General features: G+C 75.6%; 19 protein-coding genes. 11 read left to right on the top strand and 8 right to left on the bottom strand.

All coding sequences use genetic code 11. The features are described 5' to 3' along the window. Positions 1-21: 21 nt before the first annotated feature. The 3 genes from ACI784_RS09960 to ACI784_RS09970 form a co-directional block, all read right to left on the bottom strand. Positions 22-915: a carbohydrate ABC transporter permease gene (locus ACI784_RS09960; RefSeq protein ID WP_457013345.1), complete on the bottom strand. Its 894-nt coding sequence runs from the start codon at positions 913-915 to the stop codon at positions 22-24. Then, positions 912-1874 (bottom strand): carbohydrate ABC transporter permease, encoded by a 963-nt coding sequence (locus ACI784_RS09965; protein ID WP_456923618.1) that lies wholly within the window; start codon positions 1872-1874, stop codon positions 912-914. Before ACI784_RS09965 ends, ACI784_RS09960 begins: the two co-directional genes overlap by 4 nt. 67 nt (positions 1875-1941) lie before the next feature. Further along, entirely contained in the window at positions 1942-3345 is a 1404-nt protein-coding gene (locus ACI784_RS09970) for an ABC transporter substrate-binding protein (RefSeq protein WP_457013346.1), read from the bottom strand. A 153-nt stretch (positions 3346-3498) separates the two neighbouring features. Here ACI784_RS09970 and ACI784_RS09975 point away from each other — a divergent pair, with 153 nt between their 5' ends. The 9 genes from ACI784_RS09975 (at position 3499) to ACI784_RS10015 (ending at position 8691) form a co-directional block, all read left to right on the top strand. Beyond that, the gene (locus ACI784_RS09975; RefSeq protein ID WP_457013347.1) at positions 3499-4449 is read left to right on the top strand and encodes a sugar-binding transcriptional regulator; all 951 of its coding nucleotides are present in this window, start codon (positions 3499-3501) and stop codon (positions 4447-4449) included. Between the two features lie 40 nt (positions 4450-4489). Then, positions 4490-5086: an aminoglycoside phosphotransferase family protein gene (locus tag ACI784_RS09980; RefSeq protein ID WP_457013348.1), complete on the top strand. Its 597-nt coding sequence runs from the start codon at positions 4490-4492 to the stop codon at positions 5084-5086. After that, positions 5068-5319: a hypothetical protein gene (locus tag ACI784_RS09985; RefSeq protein ID WP_457013349.1), complete on the top strand. Its 252-nt coding sequence runs from the start codon at positions 5068-5070 to the stop codon at positions 5317-5319. Before ACI784_RS09980 ends, ACI784_RS09985 begins: the two co-directional genes overlap by 19 nt. Positions 5320-5408: 89 nt before the next feature. Beyond that, the gene (mftD, locus tag ACI784_RS09990; protein ID WP_456923622.1) at positions 5409-6638 is read left to right on the top strand and encodes a pre-mycofactocin synthase MftD; all 1230 of its coding nucleotides are present in this window, start codon (positions 5409-5411) and stop codon (positions 6636-6638) included. Between the two features lie 177 nt (positions 6639-6815). Continuing rightward, complete coding sequence (locus ACI784_RS09995) at positions 6816-7019, top strand: hypothetical protein (RefSeq protein WP_457013350.1); 204 nt, start codon at positions 6816-6818, stop codon at positions 7017-7019. Between the two features lie 26 nt (positions 7020-7045). After that, a complete protein-coding gene (locus tag ACI784_RS10000) occupies positions 7046-7291 on the top strand; it encodes a hypothetical protein (RefSeq protein WP_456923624.1) in 246 nt (81 codons plus the stop codon). Continuing rightward, entirely contained in the window at positions 7282-7785 is a 504-nt protein-coding gene (locus tag ACI784_RS10005; RefSeq protein WP_457013351.1) for a class I SAM-dependent methyltransferase, read from the top strand. Before ACI784_RS10000 ends, ACI784_RS10005 begins: the two co-directional genes overlap by 10 nt. A 70-nt stretch (positions 7786-7855) precedes the next feature. Next, positions 7856-8026 (top strand): hypothetical protein, encoded by a 171-nt coding sequence (locus ACI784_RS10010; protein ID WP_457013352.1) that lies wholly within the window; start codon positions 7856-7858, stop codon positions 8024-8026. A 92-nt stretch (positions 8027-8118) separates the two neighbouring features. Further along, on the top strand, positions 8119-8691 hold the full coding sequence (locus tag ACI784_RS10015; protein WP_456923628.1) for an RNA polymerase sigma factor: 573 nt from the start codon (positions 8119-8121) through the stop codon (positions 8689-8691). Positions 8692-8875: 184 nt separating this feature from the next. Here ACI784_RS10015 and ACI784_RS10020 read toward each other — a convergent pair whose 3' ends face one another. Continuing rightward, entirely contained in the window at positions 8876-11551 is a 2676-nt protein-coding gene (locus ACI784_RS10020; protein WP_457013353.1) for a CHAT domain-containing protein, read from the bottom strand. 118 nt (positions 11552-11669) lie between these two features. On the opposite strand from ACI784_RS10020, the gene ACI784_RS10025 reads away from it, so the two are divergent. After that, complete coding sequence (locus ACI784_RS10025; RefSeq protein ID WP_457013354.1) at positions 11670-13034, top strand: S8 family peptidase; 1365 nt, start codon at positions 11670-11672, stop codon at positions 13032-13034. Here ACI784_RS10025 and ACI784_RS10030 read toward each other — a convergent pair. After that, positions 13026-13478, bottom strand: a complete 453-nt coding sequence (locus ACI784_RS10030; protein ID WP_456923631.1) for a hypothetical protein — start codon at positions 13476-13478, stop codon at positions 13026-13028. The genes ACI784_RS10025 and ACI784_RS10030 overlap by 9 nt on opposite strands. A gap of 235 nt (positions 13479-13713) precedes the next feature. Here ACI784_RS10030 and ACI784_RS10035 point away from each other — a divergent pair, with 235 nt between their 5' ends. Next, positions 13714-14748, top strand: a complete 1035-nt coding sequence (locus ACI784_RS10035; protein WP_456923632.1) for an alpha/beta fold hydrolase — start codon at positions 13714-13716, stop codon at positions 14746-14748. A 109-nt stretch (positions 14749-14857) separates the two neighbouring features. Here the strand turns inward: ACI784_RS10035 and ACI784_RS10040 are convergent, their stop codons facing one another. Genes ACI784_RS10040 through ACI784_RS10050 form a run of 3 tightly spaced genes read right to left on the bottom strand, consistent with a single transcriptional unit; the run spans position 14858 to position 18149 of the window. Next, positions 14858-15913 carry a helix-turn-helix domain-containing protein gene (locus tag ACI784_RS10040; protein ID WP_457013355.1) on the bottom strand — a complete coding sequence of 352 codons (1056 nt, stop codon included), beginning with the start codon at positions 15911-15913 and terminating at the stop codon, positions 14858-14860. Continuing rightward, positions 15910-16929 carry a phosphotransferase family protein gene (locus ACI784_RS10045; RefSeq protein ID WP_456923634.1) on the bottom strand — a complete coding sequence of 340 codons (1020 nt, stop codon included), beginning with the start codon at positions 16927-16929 and terminating at the stop codon, positions 15910-15912. Before ACI784_RS10045 ends, ACI784_RS10040 begins: the two co-directional genes overlap by 4 nt. Then, positions 16926-18149: an acyl-CoA dehydrogenase family protein gene (locus tag ACI784_RS10050; RefSeq protein WP_457013356.1), complete on the bottom strand. Its 1224-nt coding sequence runs from the start codon at positions 18147-18149 to the stop codon at positions 16926-16928. Before ACI784_RS10050 ends, ACI784_RS10045 begins: the two co-directional genes overlap by 4 nt. Positions 18150-18182: the final 33 nt, after the last annotated feature.

The following is an 18182-nucleotide window of genomic DNA, read 5'->3' on the forward strand; positions in this document are numbered from 1 at the left end:
CCTGCGGGCGGACGGCTGCCCTCACTTCACGGCGCCGAGCGACAGGCCCTGCACCAGCTTGTCCTGGGCGGCGAACCCGGCGACGAGCACCGGCAGGGACACCACGAAGGCCGCCGCGCACATCTGGGCGAGGAACAGGCCCTGGCTGGTCACGAACCCGGTCAGGTACACCGGCGCGGTCAGGGCCCGGGTCCCGGTGAGGGTCCGGGCCAGCAGCAGCTCGTTCCAGCTGAAGATGAAGCAGATCAGCGAGGTCGCCGCGATCCCCGGCAGGACGATGGGCGCCACGACCTGGCGCAGCGTCCGCAGCAGCCCGGCGCCGTCCATCGCGGCCGCCTCGAGGATCTCCACCGGGACCTCGGCGAGGAACGAGCGCATCATCCAGACCGCGATCGGCAGGTTCATCGAGGTGTAGAGCACGATGAGCAGCCAGATGTTGTCGAGCAGCCCGCTCCACTGGGCGAACAGGTAGATCGGCAGGATCCCGGCCACCACCGGCAGCATGCGGGTGGACAGGAAGAAGAACATGACGTCGGTCCACTTGCGCACCGGCCGGATCGACAGCGCGTACGCCGCCGGGATCGCCAGCAGCAGCACCAGGATCGTGGAGACGATGCTGGCGGTCAGCGAGTTCAGCAGTGCCGGCCAGGGGTTGGTCCCGGTGCCGACGCCGAAGAACGTCCGGTAGCCCTCCAGGGTCAGCGGTGCGAAGACCGAGGGTGGGTTGGTGGCGGCGGCCTCCTCGCTGTGGAACGACGTGAGCACCATCCACAGCACGGGGGTCACGAAGAGGAGCCCGACCACCCAGGCCACCAGGCCGAGGACCAGCCCGCCCCGCGGCTTGCGCGGCCGGCGGGGCGCCCCCTCGGGCGTGCGGGTGGCGGGGACCGGGGCGACGTCGGTGACCGAGCTCATCGCACGTTCTCCTCCTGGAACAGCGTCGACACCGTCCGCAGCGCCAGGGTGGCGATGACGATCGTGCCGATCACGGTGATGACGCCTGCCGCCGACGCCAGGCCGTAGTCGTGGGCGGTGTAGAAGGTCTGGTAGATCGTGTAGGGCAGGTTCGCGGTGCCCAGGCCACCCGAGGTGATGACGAAGACTGCGTCGAAGGTCTGCACGATGTAGATCGCCCCGAGCAGCGCACCCAGCTCCAGGTAGCGGCGCAGGTGCGGGAAGGTCATGTAGCGGAAGATCTGCCAGCTGCTGGCGCCGTCGATCCGGGCCGCCTCGATCACGTCCAGCGGCCGGCTCTGCAGGCCCGCCAGCAGGATCAGCATCATGAACGGCGTCCACTGCCAGATGAGGGCGATCTCGATCGACGCCAGCGGCGCCATCGTGATCCAGTCCGGCTGCGGCGCGTCGTCCGAGCCGAACAGCCCCCAGAGCCAGGTCAGGGTGCCGTTGAGCAGGCCGTACTCGGGGTTGAACAGCGCGTGCTTCCACAGCAGGGCCGCGGCGACCGGGACGACGAGGAACGGCGTGATCATCATCGTGCGCACCGCGCCGCGCCCCAGGAACTTGCGGTCCAGCAGCAGCGCGATGCCCATGCCGAGCAGCAGGCTGACCAGCACGACCACCACGGTGAGCTGGATGGTCACGATGATCGCGTCGCGCGTGGCGACGTCGGTGACGACGTCGACGTAGTTGCTGAAGCCGGTGAACCCGCGCTCGTCCGGGTAGTAGGCGTTCCAGTCCATGAACGAGATGACCAGCGTGGCCACGAACGGCAGCTGGGTCACGATGATCATGAAGACCAGCGCCGGCAGCAGCGGCGCCCGCCGCGCCCAGTCGGCCGACCGGCGCAGTGCTCCGCCGGACGGGGGGCCGGGCGGCCGGACGTCCTCGCGGCTGCGTTCCAGGGTGGTGCTCATGGCCGCTCCCGGTCGGGTGGGGGTTCGGGCAGCGCGGGCCGCGCGCCGCACGACGAGGTGGTGGTGGTCATCCCGACGACTCCCGCTCCTGGTAGCGCTCGGCGACGTCCTCGGCCAGCTGCTGCCCCCGGTCGAGGGCCTCCTGCACGGTCATCCGGCCGGCGATCGCCGAGCTGACGTCCTGGGACACCCGCGTGCCCAGGTCGGGGAACTCCGGGATGCCGACGAACTGGATGCCGGGCGCCGGGCGAGGCTGCACGCCGGGGTTCAACGGGTCGGCCGACCGGATCGCCTCGACCGTCGGCTGGGCGAAGGCGCCGGCCTCCGCGAGGTAGTCGGGGTTCTCGTAGGTCGACGCCCGCTTTCCCGCCGGGACCCGCGACCAGCCGAGCTCCTGACCGACCAGCTCCTCGTACTCCCGGCTGGACGCCCAGGAGATGAACTCCCACGCGTTGTCCTTCTTGGTGCTCGCCTGCTGGATGCTCCACGCCCAGGCGTACAGCCACCCCGAGCTCTGGGTCTCCACCACCGGCGCGGCGACGTAGCCGATCCTGCCCTTGACCGGGGAGCCCTCGGCCTCGAGCGACCCGGCGGCCGAGGTGGCGTCGTACCACATGGCGACGTTGCCCTGGATCAGGTTGTTGAGGCACTCGGTGAAGCCGGCCTGGGGTGCACCGACCTCCCCGTGCTCGCGGACGAGGTCGACGTAGAACTGGGTGGCCTCGACGAACTCCGGGCTGTTGACCTGCGCCTCCCAGTCCTCGGTGAACCAGGTGCCGCCGAAGGTGTTCACCGCCGTGGTCAGCGGCGCGAAGATCTGGCCCCAGCCGGGCTGCCCGCGCAGGCAGATGCCGGCCATGCCCGGCTGCGTGCCGTCGACGGCCGCGGCGATGTCGGCGACCTCCTGCCAGGTCGGCTTCTCCGGCATCGTGAGGCCGGCCGCCTCCAGGACGTCGGTGCGGTACATGAGGAACGAGGACTCGCCGTAGAACGGCTCGCCGTAGACCCGGCCGTCGTCCCCGGAGAGGGACTGGGTCATCGGGCCGAGGACGTCGGCCTGGTCGAACTCGGCATCGGCCGCGATGTAGTCGTCCAGCGGCGCCACCCACCCGCTGCGCGCGTAGATCGGGATCTCGAAGTTGCTCAGTGTGGCGACGTCGTACTGGCCGGCCTGGCTGGAGAACTCCTGGCTGATCTTGTCCCGGACGTCGTTCTCCGGCAGCACCGTGTAGTTCACCGAGATGCCGGTCTCGGCGGTGAAGTGCTCCGCGGTGAGCTGCTGCAGGTCGACCATCTGCGGGTTGTTGACCATCAGCACGTTGATGCTGTCCTCCCCACCCCCGCCGGGACCCCCGCCCCAGCCGGCGCACCCGCTGACCCCCAGGGCCAGGGCGGTGGCCGAGGCGAGTGCCAGACGGGGTCGGTGCCCGGCCCGGCGGGACCGGCGACCTCGGTGGACGGGTGCAGACATGGTCTCTCCCCGGACAGGCACCGGGACAGCGCTGCTCATCTGAGCGGCTCATCCCTCATCTGTGTGACGGAAGTCTCGTCAGGACGCCGGTCGGCGTCAAGATGCGGTGCAATGGGAGCGACCGATCCGCTCGGCTGAGCAGAAGGGCCCCGCATGCCCCCGCAGGACACCGGCCCCGCCCAGGTGGTCCTCACCGCGTCCGTCGCGCGCCGCTACTACCTCGACGGCCGGTCGAAGGTGGAGATCGCCGGCGAGTTCGGGCTCAGCCGGTTCAAGGTCGCGCGGCTGCTCGACGCCGCGCGGGCCAGCGGCCTGGTGCGCATCGAGATCCGGCACGACGGCGAGATCGACGTCGACCTGTCGGCGCGGCTGCGGGACCGGTACGGGCTGCAGCACTCGGTCGTCGTCGACACGCCGGACGACGACCCGCCCACCCTGCGCGACCACGTCGGCCGCGCCGCCGCGCAGCTGCTCGCCGAGGTGGTGACGGCGCAGGACGTGCTCGGCCTGGCCTGGGCGCGGTCGGTCAGCGCGATGGCGCGGGCCCTCCCCCCGCTGCCGGGCACGCCGGTCGTCCAGCTCACCGGGGCGCTCTCCCTCCCCGACGGGCCGGACACCTCCGTCGACGTCGTCCGCGACGTGGCCGCCGCCTCGGGCGGGGTGGCGCACTGCTTCTACGCGCCGCTCACGGTGCCCGACGCCGCCACCGCGCGCGCCCTGCGCCAGCAGCCCGAGGTCGCCCGCGCCTTCGGCCAGCTGCCGTCGGTCACCAAGGCCGTCGCCGGCGTAGGGCTGTGGGAGCCGGGCCAGTCGACCATCCACGACTCGGCCTCGGACGCCGACCGGCGGGCGTTGCGCGAGCTGGGGGTCTGCGCCGACATCTCCGGCGTCTTCGTCTCCGCCGAGGGCGAGCCCGTCCCGACGGAGCTGGCCGACCGGATGATCGCGATCAGCGCCGAGGAGATGCGGGCGATCCCCGAGGTCGTCGTCGTCCCCTACGGCGTGCGAAAGGCGCCGGCCGTGCGCGCCGCCCTCCGCAGCGGCCTCGTCGGGGGCATCGTGACCCACACGGCGCTCGCGCGGGCCGTGCTCGAGGAGACCTGAGGGGCCCGGGCCGGCGCGGGCACGAGGACCTGGAGGTCCGGTGCCCGAGAACAGGGACACCGAGGTCGCCCTGGTGGGCGGCACGGCCAACCGCGGCGAGGTCGTGCGGGTCGGGGACACCGTCCGGCGTCCGCTGCGCCCGACCAGCCCGGCCACCCACGCCCTGCTGCGCCACCTCGCCGACGTCGGGTTCGCCGGCGCGCCCCGGTTCCTGGGCCTGGACGACCTGGGCCGCGAGGTGCTCTCGTTCGTGCCCGGCACCGCGGTCACCCCGCCGTACCCGCCGTGGGCGCTCACCGACGAGGCGCTGGACAGCGTGGCCGCGCTGCTGCGCGACTACCACCGGGCGGTGGGCAGCTTCGACCCGTCGCCGTACGCGTGGCCCGCGTCGCCGCCCGACCCGTTCGCCGGCGAGCTGGTCAGCCACAACGACGTCAACCTGGACAACGTCGTGTTCCGCGGCGGGCGGGCGGTCGCGCTCATCGACTTCGACCTGGCCAGCCCCGGCTCGCGGGTCTGGGACGTCGCCTGCGCCGTCCGCCTGTGGGCGCCGCTGGACCGGACCGGTACGTCGACGACCTGCGGCGCGGGCGCGGGCTGTTCCGCCTCCGGCGCTTCGTGGACCGCTACGGCCTGACCGACGCCGACCGGGACCGGCTGGTCACCGCCGTCCGGCTCAACCACGACTGGTGCTACGACATCGCCGGCACCGCGGCCGCCGGCGGCCACGCCGGCTTCGCCGAGTACCTCTCCGGCGGCGGGCTGCAGCGGGCCGAGCGCACCCGCCAGTGGTACGTCGAGGACGGCGACCGGCTGCGGGCCGTGCTGCTCCGGCGGCCGGCCGGCGGCGCCGCGGCCCCGGTCCGGTAGCCGGTGGCCGACCCCGGTCCGCGCTGCGCGCCCGCCGTCGGCGGGCGAGGGTGGTCGGGCACGGCACGCGACGACGGGAGGGTGCGGCGATGGCGAACGCCTGGTTCGAGTCGGTGGCGGAGGCCCAGCGGCGGGCGGAGCGGCGGTTGCCGAAGGGCGTCTACGGCGCCCTGGTGGCCGGCTCCGACCGGGGGCTGACCGTCGAGGACAACACCGCGGCCTTCGGCGAGCTGGGGTTCGCGCCGCACGTGGCGGGCCTGAGCAACGACCGCCGGCTGGCGACGTCGGTCATGGGTCAGCCGGTGTCGATGCCGGTGGTGATCAGCCCGACCGGCGTGCAGGCCGTGCACCCCGACGGCGAGGTCGCCGTCGCACGGGCCGCGGCCGCCCGGGGCGTGGCGATGGGCCTGTCCTCCTTCGCCAGCAAGCCGGTCGAGGAGGTCGTCGCGGCCAACCCGCAGACGTTCTTCCAGATGTACTGGGTCGGCGACCGCGACGCGATGGCCGCCCGCATGGAGCGCGCCCGCCGGGCCGGCGCGGTCGGCCTCATCGCCACGCTGGACTGGTCGTTCGCCTACGGCCGCGACTGGGGCAGCCCGTTCATCCCCGAGAAGATCGACCTCGAGGCCGCCCGCCGGTACGCGCCGCAGGTCCTGCTCAAGCCCCGGTGGCTGCTCGACTTCGCCCGGACCGGGAAGGTCCCGGACCTCACCGTGCCCAACATGGTCGCCGAGCCCGGCGCGCCGGCGCCGACCTTCTTCGGCGCCTACGGCGAGTGGACCCAGTCACCGATGCCCTCGTGGGACGACGTCGCCTGGCTGCGCGAGCAGTGGGGCGGGCACTTCATGCTCAAGGGCGTCATGCGGGTCGACGACGCCGAGCGCGCGGTGGACGCCGGCGTCACCGCGATCTCGGTGTCCAACCACGGCGGCAACAACCTCGACGGCACCCCGGCGGCCATCCGCGCCCTGCCCGCGATCGCCGAGGCCGTGGGCGACCAGGTCGAGGTCCTCATGGACGGCGGCATCCGCCGCGGCACCGACGTCGCCAAGGCCCTCGCCCTGGGCGCCCGGGCGGTGATGATCGGCCGCGCCTACCTGTGGGGGCTGGCCGCCAACGGCCAGGCCGGCGTGGAGAACGTCCTGGACCTGCTGCGCGACGGGCTCGGCTCGGCCCTGATCGGGCTCGGCCACACCTCCGTCGACGAGCTGGAGCCCGGCGACCTGGTCATCCCCCCGTTCTTCGAGCGGCACCTGGGCGCGCCGGGCGCGGACGCCCCCGCCGGCGCCCGCGCCTCGGGCAAGGGCGACCGGACCTGACCGGCGCCTCCCGCCGGCGGCGCGTCCACCGGCGGGAGGCGGCTGTATCACCGTCGAGGGGCGCGGCTCTGTCCAGCAGGTCCGCGAAGCCGACGGCCTCCCGGGACAGATCCCACCGGGCCACCGCCGACCCCGCGAGCCGACCGATCCTCCCGCCCGCACCCCCGAGGACGTCCCATGGCTCCGACCGCTCCGTGCACCCGGCACACCCGCGCGTGGATCGCCGGCTGCTCCGACTGCACCGCCTGGCACCTGCCCCGCCAGATCGCCCGCCGCGCGAGCACCCCGGCGCCGCGGACCACACGGCTGCGGGCGGTGCCGTCCCCCTGCCCCCGCCGCGCCGTCCCGCCCGTGGTCGTGCCGGTCGGCCGGACCGCCTGACCGGCCGGCGCACCCCGGGAGCCGTCATGACCGTGCCGACCACCGACCTCCTCGACCAGCCGACCACCGACCTCCTCGACCAGCTGACGACCGACCTCGCCCGGGCCCGCGAGGACCTCGACGCGGCCCGGCTCCGGCAGGCTCGCAAGGACACCCCGGACCACCGGGCCGAGGTGGCCGGCTGCCGGACGCGGATCGACGGTCTGCTGGACCTCTACTCGTCGCTGCGCGCGGGCCGCGTTCCGCGGAACCGCCCACGGGCGTGCTGCTGACCCGGACGGCGGCCCGCTGGACGATCCCCCACCTCCGGGTGCGGCCGGACGACCGCGTGCTCGGCCTGGGCTGCGGGCGCGGCGCCGTCCTCGGCCGGCTGAGCGCGGCGGCGTTCCTCAACGAGGTCGTCGCCGTGGAGCCGTCTCCGCGGCGGGCGCGCCGGGCCGCCCGCCGGCACCGCAGCGCACTGCGGGACGGGCGGATCCGGATCCGCTGCGGGGACGCCGTGGACCTGCCCGCGGCCGACGGGTCCTTCGACCGGGTGTGCGTCCTCGACGCCCTCCCCGCGTGGCCCGACGACGTCCGCGGCCTGCGGGAGGCGTACCGCGTGCTGCGCCCGGCGGGGCGGGTGACGGTCGCCGTGCGATCGGGTGGCCCGAGCGGCACCCGGCTGGCCGCCCTGCTGCACACGGCCGGGTTCCGGGACGTGGCGTGGGCGGTGCACCCGGACCGCTCCCCGGGCTGGCTGTGCGCCTGGGGCACGAGGTGCTGACGCCGTATCAGCGCCGCCTCCCCCGGCTCCGAGCAGGTACCCCACGTGCACCAGGAAGCGAGGCCCCCCGATGACGAACCTGCTGGCTGCCACCTCCTTCGGGCACCTCACCGCGGAGGAGAAGCGCGAGCACCTCGACGTCCTCTCCGACGTCGTCACCGACCTGCGCGCCGAGCTCGCCCGTGCCGAGGCGGAGCGGGCCGCGCTCCTGCGCAGCCTGGAGGCCGACCCGGCCGCGTAGCCGCGCTCCGACCGGGACGCGTGCCCAGCCCAGCACCGTCCCCGCCGCTACGCTCTCGGGCACGTCAGCCCCGGCCGAGAGGGGGTGGACCGTTGGACCCCGACGGGGACGCGAACCCGGTACCCCAGCTGGTGGCCGCCGCGGTCGCCGGAGACTCCGCCGCCTGGAACGCGCTGGTCGACCGCTACACGCCGCTGGTGCTGTCGGTCGTCCGCCGCTACCGGCTGGGCAGCGACGCCGACGACGTGGTGCAGACGGTGTGGCTGCGGCTGGTCGAGAACCTCGGCAACGTCCGCGAGCCGGCCGCCCTGCCGGGCTGGATCCTCACGACGGCCCGCAACGAGTGCCTCCACGTGCTCCGGCGGAACAAGCAGGTCACCCCCGCCGACCTCGGCGAGGAGGGCTGGCCGGAGGGCAGCGGGGAACCCGCCGTCGACACCGACCTGCTCGCGCTGGAACGCCACCAGACGCTGCTCGTGGCACTGGCCGAGCTCCCCGAGCGGCAGCGGTCGCTCCTGCTGTTGCTCATCGAGGACCCGCCGCTGCCCTACGAGGAGATCAGCCGCCGACTGGGCCTGCCGGTGGGCAGCATCGGCCCGACCCGGGCCCGCGCCCTGGCCCGAGTGCGCGCCTCGCAGGCGGTGCAGGCGCTGCTGGACGCCTGACCCGCGGCACCCTCGTCCCCCGCCGTCAGCCCGCGCCGAGGACCGCCTCGGCCGTGTGCTCTCGCGGTGTTCCCCTCGCTCTGGCGGTGCCGCGTGGCCACACGAGCGGGCAGAAGCCCGCAGGACCGGTCCCGATCGGTGGGCGGGGCCGTCCTGGGACGGCGCGTCACCCGTGCAGCCGTCGTCAGCCCGCGCCGAGGCAGACGAACGCCGCGGCGGCGGCACGGCCGGCGCTGTCCGCGGGGTCGAGCCCCGCCTGGGCGGCGGCCAGCGCCTCCGCCGGCGAGCGGCCGGCGCGCAGGCCCTGGTGGTAGGCCCGCATCAGCGGCACCGTCGCCGCGTCGGGTACCGGCACCACCGGCGCGACCAGCGTGGCCGTGCCGCCGCCCAGCAGGGCGGCACCGAACCCGAGGACCTCCCCGCCCGCGACGACGTGCGGCCGGCCGGTGTCGCACGCGGCGAGGACGACGGAGAACGGCGGGCGGGCCAGGCGCTCCAGCTCGTACACGGTGAGCGGCCCGTCGGCCAGCGCGAGCGCGGAGAACAGCGCGTTGTCCGAGCGGACGACGCCGTGCGCGGCCAGGTGCAGCATCGCCGCGCCGTCGGTGCAGGTGGCCAACCGCGCCGCGGTCGCCGCCGGCCCGGCGAGCACCGTCGCCCCCGGGTACAGCGCACCGATCGTCGCGGCCTCCAGCGTCGCGCCCGGCAGCCCGGGCCCGGCCACGACGACGACCGCGGCGTCCTCGGGCGGCCGCGGGCGGGTGACCGCCTGCTGCCAGATCGTCGCCGACGGGCTGACCGTGACCGGCCGCCCCCGGCAGGAGGGCAGCACCGACCACGGCAGCGACTGCAGCGGCCCGGTGGGGACGACGACCAGCGGCCGTTCCCCGACGTGCGCCCGCAGAGGGGCCAGCAGCAGCTCGTCGGAGACGGCGGCCGCCCGCTCCAGCACCGCCGCGGCGGCGGCTCCGCGGCCGGCCGGCCCGGTCTGCGCTGCGGCCAGCCGGTGCAGCGCGAACGGCACGTGGGTCAGCGCCTGCCGGACCGCGTCGGCCCGGCCGAGGGAGTGCAGCCGCAGCCGGTGCCCCACGACCGTGACCGCCGTGAGGTCGCCCTCCAGCTCCACGTACTCCACCAGTGCGGCGTCCCCCAGGGGCTCGGTCAGCTCCGCCACCGGGGTCCCGAGCCGGTGCGGAACGCCCTCCCCGGCCTCGAGCGTCCGGCACCGGTCTCGGATGCGGCGCTCCAGCACCACCTGGTGGGCGACCAGCGCCTCGTCCGGGCGGCCGTCGGTCCGGGCCTCCTCGATCTCGGCCATCGTGGAGCGCAGGTCGGCCAGGTCGCGGGCCAGCTCGGGGTGCTCCGGCGGCCGGGCCGGGCGCAGCCGCAGCGCGCTGGCCCGCCCGCGCTCGGCCCACCACAGCACCCGCCGCGGGTCGCCGTCGGCCAGGGCCATCCGCAGGCCGGTCCGGGCGATCGCGCCGCGCTGGAGGCTGACGTGCGCGCGCAGCTCGGTCGCGCCGAGGGTGGCCTGGTGGTCCTCGACGATGCGCAGCCCGGCCCGCAACGCCGACAGGGCCGCGGCCCGCCGTCCGTCGGCGTCACGGAGCAGCGCCTCGGCCAGCCAGGCCCGGGCCCGCGCGTCGGCGGGTCCGGCGTGGCGGGCGCGGCTGGCCGTGCGCAGGTGCCGGCGGGCGACGGCCCGGTCCCCTCTGTCGAGGGCCATCCGGCCGGCCAGCACCCTCGCCTCCAGGGCCGGGACCCGCCAGCCGGCGGCCTCGAGATCCGCGGCCAGCTGCGCCGCCCGCTCCGGGCCGACGCCGCCCGGATCGGCCGCCACCTGGGCCTGGAAGCGGGCGAACCGGGCGAGCGCGAGGGAGTTGACCCGCCCGAGGCGGCGGAAGCCGCGGACCGCCGCGTCGGCGCTCGCCGCGGCCGTCGCCGTCGCGCCCTGCACCAGGGCCACGGTGGACAGCAGCAGCTGCGCCTCCGGCAGGTGGACGCCGCGCCCGTGCTGCTCGTAGGCGGCGACGGCGGCCTCGGCGGTGGTCCGCGCCTCGTCGAGCAGGCGCACCGACAGCAGCACCCCTGCCCGGTCGACCAGCAGCGACGGCTCGACGACGTCGTGCCGCGCGTAGTGCTCCTCCGCGGCGTCGAAGTGCCGCAGGCACGCGGGGACGTCGCCGCGGGTGGCCTTGACGCAGCCGAGGTTCTGCTCCGCGTAGGCCACCAGCAGGTCGAGCTGGTGGTCCTGGCACAGCCGCCGGGCGTCGAGCAGGTCGGCCTCCGCGGCGCCGAAGGCGCGTCGTCCCAGGTGGATGAGGCTCCGGTTGTTCAGGGCGCGGGCCGCCCACTGCGCCTCGCCAGCCTGCCGGAGCACCGGCAGCGTGCGACGCAGCTCGTCCAGGGCGGCGTCGTACCGGCCGAGCTCCTGCAGGATGGCCGCCCGCTGGACCCGGGCGCGGGCCCCTTGGACGCCGTCGAGGTCGCGCACGGCCGCGTCGATCTCCCGGGACGCGCGCCCCGTCTGGCCGCGCAGCGTGAGTGCCGAGGCCAGGCTCATCCGGGCCTCACCGACACGGGTGCGGGACCCGGCCCGGCGTCCGGCCGCGACGGCGGCCCGCAGGTGGATCACCGCCACGTCGATCTCGCTGAGGTTCATCGCGGCCACGCCGAGCGCGCGCTCGGCGATGCTCACCGCCGACCACGCCCCGCGCTCGCGGGCCGGCCCCACGACCGAGGACCCGAGCGCCCGCGCCTCGCCGGGCCGCAGGCTGGCGACCTCCATCGCACGGACCGCGGTGGCCTCCAGGTCGGCAGCGGGCGGTGGGCGCACCGGGCGCTCACGCACGGAACTCACGCGACGACGGTCCGCTCCCCACCCAGGCGAGTCAACGGTCCAACGACCCGGGCCGTTCTCGCAGGCGCCACGGACCGCGACACTCGCCGCACGCAGCGCGCCCGCGGAGGGGGAACCGGTGGACGTCTACGAACCACAGGGCATTCGCCACGCCTACTACAAGGCCCAGGACAGCCCCGAGCTGGTCGTGGCCCTCGAGCACTGCGACGAGGTCGTGCGGGTGCTGGAGCAGGACCTCGGGGTGCCGACCGGGCACGTCGACCGCAGCCCTGACCTCGGCCTCGCCCTGGTGCGGCTGGAGGGCAGCGACGAGGAGGCAGCCGAGCAGGTGGAGGCGAGGCTCGCGGGGAAGGCGGAGAGGGAGAAGACGCAGCCGGCGGCACAGCAGGCGCCGGTGGAGCGGTCCGAGCCGCCGAGGACCGCGATGGACCGCCTCCTGCGGGGGCTGCGCACCCACTTCGCCGACGAGTTCGCCGGGTGGACGCCGACCATCGGCAAGAACCGGCTGGTCGGGCACGTGGAGGGTGGCGGGCACATCTCCCACGGCGGCGGCTCCGACCCTGTGCTCTCCGCCTGGGTCCCGGACCTGCGTGTGGCCCGGCCGGGGCTCGGCGTCCGCGTCGGGGTGCTCGACACCTCCGTCGCCGAGCACGAGTGGCTCGCGGGCCGCTGGATCGGCTCGCCGCAGGACGTCCTCGCCAACCAGCCGCCGTACCCGGCGATCGCCGGGCACGGCACCTTCGTCACCGGCCTGGTCCTGCGCATGGCTCCGGGCTGCATGATCGAGGCGCGCCGGGTCCTCTCCGACGCCGACGGGCAGGCCGAGTCGTGGGACGTGGCCAAGGCCATCGTCGAGCTCGGCCGCGCCGGCATCGACGTCCTCAACCTGTCGATGGTCTGCTACACCGAGGACGGGCAGCCGCCGCTGGCCCTCGCCGCCGCGATCGACCGGCTGGACCCGGAGATCGTGGTGGTGGCCGCCGCGGGCAACCACGGGAAGACGCGGCGCCCGCTGGACCACCTCACGGACCAGGACCTGCGCAAGCCGGCCTGGCCGGCGGCCCTGGACGACGTCATCGCCGTCGGCGCCGGGGACGGCCGGCGGGATGGCGCCGAGGCGGAGTTCACGCCCCGGCGGGCGCCCTGGATCGACGTCCTGGCCGACGGCGTCGACGTCGACTCGACGTACCTGTACGGCTCCGTGCTCGTCGACCTGACCGGCCGGACGAAGGCCGAGGAGAGGTTCGAGGGGATCGCCCGCTGGAGCGGCAGCTCGTTCGCGGCGGCCCTGGTCAGCGGGGCGATCGCGGCGCGGACGGTGCCGGGGCGCACGACCGCGCGCGCCGCGTGGGAGGCCCTCCTGGCGGAGTTCCCCGACCGTCGGGTGGAGGCGCTGAAGGGCGGCCGGCCGCAGTCGCCACGGTTCCTGCCGCTGCTCGACCGCGAGCGGGCACCCGAGGCCGTGCAGAGCAGCTCAGAGTGAGAACCAGTCGGTCCGCAGGACGCCCGAAGAGGTACCGCAGCGCAGCTGGACCTCGCCGCCGGCGGGTTCGTCGAAGGTGAAGCAGCCGACCTCGTCGACGGTCGTGTGGTCCAGGACGCCGGCCCGGCTGAGCAGGGTGACCTCCCCCTCCGTCGGTGGGACCAGCTGACCGACCAGGCCCTCCTCGGTCACGCTGAGCTCGACGGCCAGCCCGCCGCCCTCGAAGACGAGGGTGCGCGGCGTCGTGGGTGCGCTGCGTTGCAGGACGGGCTCGCCCGCCGTGGAGTCGTGGGTGAGGGCGGCGAGCTCGGCGTCGACGGTCCGCCAGGACCAGGCCGCCTCGCCGGCGGCCCGCGCCGCAGGGGGGATCGGTCCGACCGACCGGACGGCCTGGCCGATCAGGTCCAGCAGCCGGTCGTCCTCATCGGGGCCGGGAGTCGTCATCGGGGGTCACCTCCCTCCTCCTCGTCCGGGTCTGCGGTGCATCGTCCACCCCCGTCCGCCGGACCACCAGGGAGCGTCCGGCTCGCCCGGCGACGCCACTCCGGCCTGTCTCGATGCAGAGCCGCGGGAGGCCGCCGGGATACACCCTCCCGGCAGGAACTCGCCGCGCTGCCGGGCCTTGCGGCCGACGGAGCCGAGCGAGAACGCTGGCGCCCCTCCCAGGGAAGGAGTCGCCGTGCCTGCGCCCACCGACCACGAGCTGTTCGACCTCGGGGACCTGCCGCTCCAGAGCGGGGCCACCCTCCGGGGTGCGCGCCTGGCCTACAAGACCTACGGCACGCTGAACCTGGACCGGTCGAACGTGATCCTCCACCCCACCTGGTTCAGCGCGTGGCACGACGCCAACGAGTGGTCGTTCGCGCCGGGCACCGCGTGCGACCCCGGCCAGTACTTCGTCGTCGTCCCGAACCAGCTCAACAACGGCCTGTCCAGCTCGCCCAGCAACACGCCACCGCCCTTCGACGGCCCGCACTTCCCGGCGGTGACCTTCTACGACCAGGTCGAGGCCCAGCACCGTCTGCTCACGCAGAAGTGGGGCATCGAGTCGCTCGAGCTGGTGGTGGGCTCCTCCATGGGGGCCGGGCAGACCTACCAGTGGGCGGTCAGCCACCCCGAGATGGTCAAGCGCGCGGCGCCGATCGTCGGCTCCAGCCGGACCAGTGAGCACAACCAGGTCTTCCTCAAGAGCCTGCGCGCCACGCTGACCCTCGACCCGGCGTTCAAGGGCGGCCACTACTCCCCCGACGCGCTGCCCACCGCGGGCCTGCGCGCCTTCGCCCGCATCTACGCCGGCTGGGGCCTCTCCCAGGCGTTCTACTGGCAGCGCACCTACCGGGAGATGGGCTACTCCTCGCTGGAGGACTTCCTCGTCGGCTTCTGGGAGGGCTTCTGGCTGGACGGCCGTGACCCGAACAACCTGCTGGCGATGCTCTGGACGTGGGAGAACGGCGACGTCGGGAAGACCCCGGGGTTCGACGGCGACACCGAGGCGGCGCTGCGGTCGATCCGCTGCCCGCTGATCTCCATGCCGGCCCGGACCGACCTGTACTTCCCGCCCGAGGACGAGGAGTGGGCCTCCCAGTTCATCGAGCACGGCGAGGTGCGGGTCATCAACACCATCTGGGGGCACTTCGCCGGCCTCGGCATGAACGAGGCCGACAACAAGTTCGTCGACGACACCCTGCGGGAGCTGCTGGCCCGCCCGGCCTGACCGCCGGACGGCCGCGTCAGTCGTCCCCGTGACAGGCGCACTCGCAGTCGTGGGTGCAGAACGTGTGGTTGCCGTGGTCACAGGGCGTCCCGTGCACTGTCCACTCCTCTCATCGTCCCGCCGGCACTTCCGACGGGGGGTCCAGGGGCTGGCCCCGGTGCGCCGCGGCCTCACGGTGCGGCATGCCCGTGCTCCCGCCCGGCAAACCGGGCCGCGCCGGCGTGCCGGTCGGGCACGGGAGGGTCCCGGCGGGGAGCCCGAGCACGACCTCCAGGCGCCGGCACGTCTGCGGCCCGGGGCTCCGGACCCCGGCCTCCCAGGCGCGGACCGTCTGCCCCGACCGGTCCACGGCGCGGCCGAGGGCGGCCCGGGTGAGACCGGCGGACAGCCGCGCGGCCCGCAGGCCCTCGGGGACCTCCCGCGGTCGCCAGCGCGGGCCGGGCGGGAGTGGGGGCAGGTCGATGCCGCAGGCGCCGACCACCTCGGCGGTCGCGCGCCGGTAGACGACGGCCATGCGCCGGGCCACGGCCACCGGCACCTGCCGGTCTCCCGCCTCGTACCGGGCCAGCGTCCCCAGGGCCACCCGCAGGTACGCCGCGGCCTCGCGCTGCGACATGCCGGCCTCCCGCCGCAGCCGGCGCAGCGGTCGGGGATCCGGGCCCGGGATCCGCCGAGCGGGACGCGCCGCCAGCGTCGCCACGTCGGTGTCCAGGACCCGGGCGAGCTCCGCCGCGACGCCCGCGGGCACCGGCACGCCGGCGGTCTCCCACATGGAGAGGGTCGTGGGCGCCACCGCCAGCAGCCGCGCGAGCGCGCGCCCGGTCAGGCCGGCCCGCCGCCGGACCGCCGCCAGCGACGGCAGCGGTGCGCCGTCCAGCCGGGCCGGCGGGTGGTCGGCGAACAGGGCGTCGACCCCGTCGGGCGGCAGCCCCAGCAGCGTGCCGAGCAGCGGCCAGTGCCCGCGGACGGGCCGGCGGACGCCCTTCTCCCACGCGGCCACGGTCGGCCGGCTCACCAGCAGGGCCCGGGCCAGCTCCGTCGCGGTCAGCCCCGCCGCCGCGCGGGCCTCGGCCAGCGTCCGCGGCCCGTCGCCCCTCGCGGGGGCCGGGGCGCGGCGCCCGCCGGCCGGCCGGACGGCGAGCGGCGCCGCGAGCGTGGCGGTCATCCCGCCCCGAGCGCGTCGAGGCCGGCCGCGACCAGGCCGGGCACGGCGTCGGCCGCCCGGCGGGCGTCCCGCCCGGCGTCGGCGCCGGCGTGGGCGCGGTGCGCGATCCCCTCGGCGATGACCGCCAGCTTGAGGTGGGCCAGGCCCAGGTAGAACGGCCAGTCGCCGAGGGCGCGGCCGGAGCTGCGGGTGTAGGCCTCGGCCAGCGCGTCCGGCGCCGGCAGCCGGGGGCTGGTCCAGGCCGCGGGGATGCCGAGGACGACGTCGAGAGCCGGGTGGCGGTACACGCACATCAGGGCCACGTCGGTCAGCGGGTCACCGAGCGTCGACAGCTCCCAGTCGACGACGGCGCGGACCGTGCCCGGGTCGTCCCGGTCGAGGATGGCGTTGTCGATGCGGTAGTCCCCGTGCACGACGGCGACCTCCGACCTCGCGGGCACCCGGTCGGCGAGCAGGGCGTGCAGCCGCTCGAGGTCGGGGAACTCCCGGGTGTGGACGGAGTCCCACTGTCGCCGCCAGAGCGCCACCTGCCGGGTGAGGAAGCCCTCGGGCCGGCCGAACCCGGCGAGTCCCACGGCGTCGACGTCGACCGCGTGCAGCGCCACGAGCACGTCGACCAGCCCGGTCGTGGTCCGCGCCAGCGCGTCGTCGGAGAGCGCGGCCAGGTCCTCCCGGTCGCGGACCACCACGCCGTCCACCCACTCCACCACGGTGAACGGGGCGCCGAGCACCGACTCGTCCTCGCAGAGGCTGACCGGCCGGGCGACCGGCACCGCGGTGCCCTGCAGCGCGCTGGTCACCCGGTGCTCCCGGACCATGTCGTGCGCCGACGCGGTGAGGCCGGCCAGCGGCGGCCGGCGCACCACCCACCGGGAGGCGCCGTCGGTCACCGCGTAGGTCAGGTTCGACCGGCCGCCGGCGATCAGCTCGGCCGTGAGCGGGCCCGCAGGCTGCACCCCGTGGGCGGCGAGGTGGGCCGCCAGGGCGTCGAGGTCCAGCCCGGGCAGGCCGCTCACGACGCCGTCCGCGTCCGGGCGGCCCGGACCGCGCGCTTGGCGATGGCGAACCGGTGCACCTCCGACGGCCCGTCGTAGACCCGGAACGGGCGGACCTCGCGGGCGATGCGGGCGATCGGCAGGTCCGCCGACACCCCGAGCCCCCCGCACAGCTGCATCGCCCGGTCCACGACCCGCCCGATCGCCTCCCCGCCGAACGCCTTCGCGATCGACGTCTCCTGGCCCGCCGACGAGCCGGCGTCCAGCGCCGCGCAGGCCACGTCCAGCAGCGCCCGCGTGGCCGCGAGGTCGATCTCGTTGTCGGCGATCAGCTGCTGCGCGAGGCCCAGGTCGGCGATCGCGCTGCCGAAGCCGCGCCGGGCCGCCGCGTGCTCCACCGCCACCTCGTGCGCCCGCACCGCCGCGCCCAGCCACCGCATCACGTGGGTCATCCGGGCCGGCCCGAGCCGCACCTGGGCGTTGGCGAACCCCTGGTCGACCTCGCCGAGCACCGCGTCGTCGGGGACGACGAGCCCGTCGAAGACCACCTCGCAGTGCCCGCCGACCATCGAACGGTCCATCGTCGGCACGTGCCGGCCCACCTCGAGGCCCGGTGCCCCGGCCGGGGCGAGGAACATCGTGCCGCCCCCGCGCTCCCCGGGGGACCCGCTGGTGCGGGCCATGATGATGAAGAAGCCGGCCCCGTCGGCGCCGGTGATGAACGTCTTGCGCCCGTCGATCCGCCACCCGCCGGCCACCCGGGACGCCGTCGTGGCCAACGCCGCCGGGTCCGAGCCCGCACCCGGCGCGGGCTCGGTCATCGCGAAGGCCGAGCGCACCTCACCGGCCACCAGCGGAGCCAGGTACTCCTCCCGCTGCGCCGGCGTGGCCACGTGCGCCAGCAGGTGCACGTTGCCCTCGTCCGGTGCCGCGGCGTTGATCGCCAGCCCGCCGAACAGCGAGTACCCGGCCGCCTCGAACACCCGCGCCCGCTGCAGCATCGACAGCCCGAGGCCGCCGACGTCCACCGGCGCGTGCGGCGCCAGCAGCCCGCGCTCCCGCGCCGCCCCCTGCAGCTCCAGGCGCAGCGCGTCCCCGCCCGCGGCGGTCACATCGCCGTCGAACCGGTCGTCCACCGGGAGGACCACCTCGCGCACCAGCTCCCGGGTCCGGGCCACGAGGTCGGGGACGTCGGGCTGGGCACTGCCGGGGCCGGCGGGCGCGGCCGTCGTACTGCTCACGGGGCGGGTCTCCTCTGGGGGGTCGGGACGGGG

The organism is Geodermatophilus sp. SYSU D01186 (assembly GCF_054050215.1).

What these genes read in the sequence shown, in the direction of transcription:
- ACI784_RS09970 (WP_457013346.1), bottom strand. Translation starts at nt 3,345, where the DNA reads ATGTCTGCACCCGTCCACCGAGGTCGCCGGTCCCGCCGGGCCGGGCAC.
- ACI784_RS09995 (WP_457013350.1), top strand. Translation starts at nt 6,816, where the DNA reads ATGGCTCCGACCGCTCCGTGCACCCGGCACACCCGCGCGTGGATCGCC.
- mftD (WP_456923622.1), top strand. Translation starts at nt 5,409, where the DNA reads ATGGCGAACGCCTGGTTCGAGTCGGTGGCGGAGGCCCAGCGGCGGGCG.
- ACI784_RS09960 (WP_457013345.1), bottom strand. Translation starts at nt 915, where the DNA reads ATGAGCTCGGTCACCGACGTCGCCCCGGTCCCCGCCACCCGCACGCCC.
- ACI784_RS10030 (WP_456923631.1), bottom strand. Translation starts at nt 13,478, where the DNA reads ATGACGACTCCCGGCCCCGATGAGGACGACCGGCTGCTGGACCTGATC.
- ACI784_RS09965 (WP_456923618.1), bottom strand. Translation starts at nt 1,874, where the DNA reads ATGAGCACCACCCTGGAACGCAGCCGCGAGGACGTCCGGCCGCCCGGC.
- ACI784_RS10000 (WP_456923624.1), top strand. Translation starts at nt 7,046, where the DNA reads ATGACCGTGCCGACCACCGACCTCCTCGACCAGCCGACCACCGACCTC.
- ACI784_RS10040 (WP_457013355.1), bottom strand. Translation starts at nt 15,913, where the DNA reads ATGACCGCCACGCTCGCGGCGCCGCTCGCCGTCCGGCCGGCCGGCGGG.
- ACI784_RS10010 (WP_457013352.1), top strand. Translation starts at nt 7,856, where the DNA reads ATGACGAACCTGCTGGCTGCCACCTCCTTCGGGCACCTCACCGCGGAG.
- ACI784_RS09975 (WP_457013347.1), top strand. Translation starts at nt 3,499, where the DNA reads ATGCCCCCGCAGGACACCGGCCCCGCCCAGGTGGTCCTCACCGCGTCC.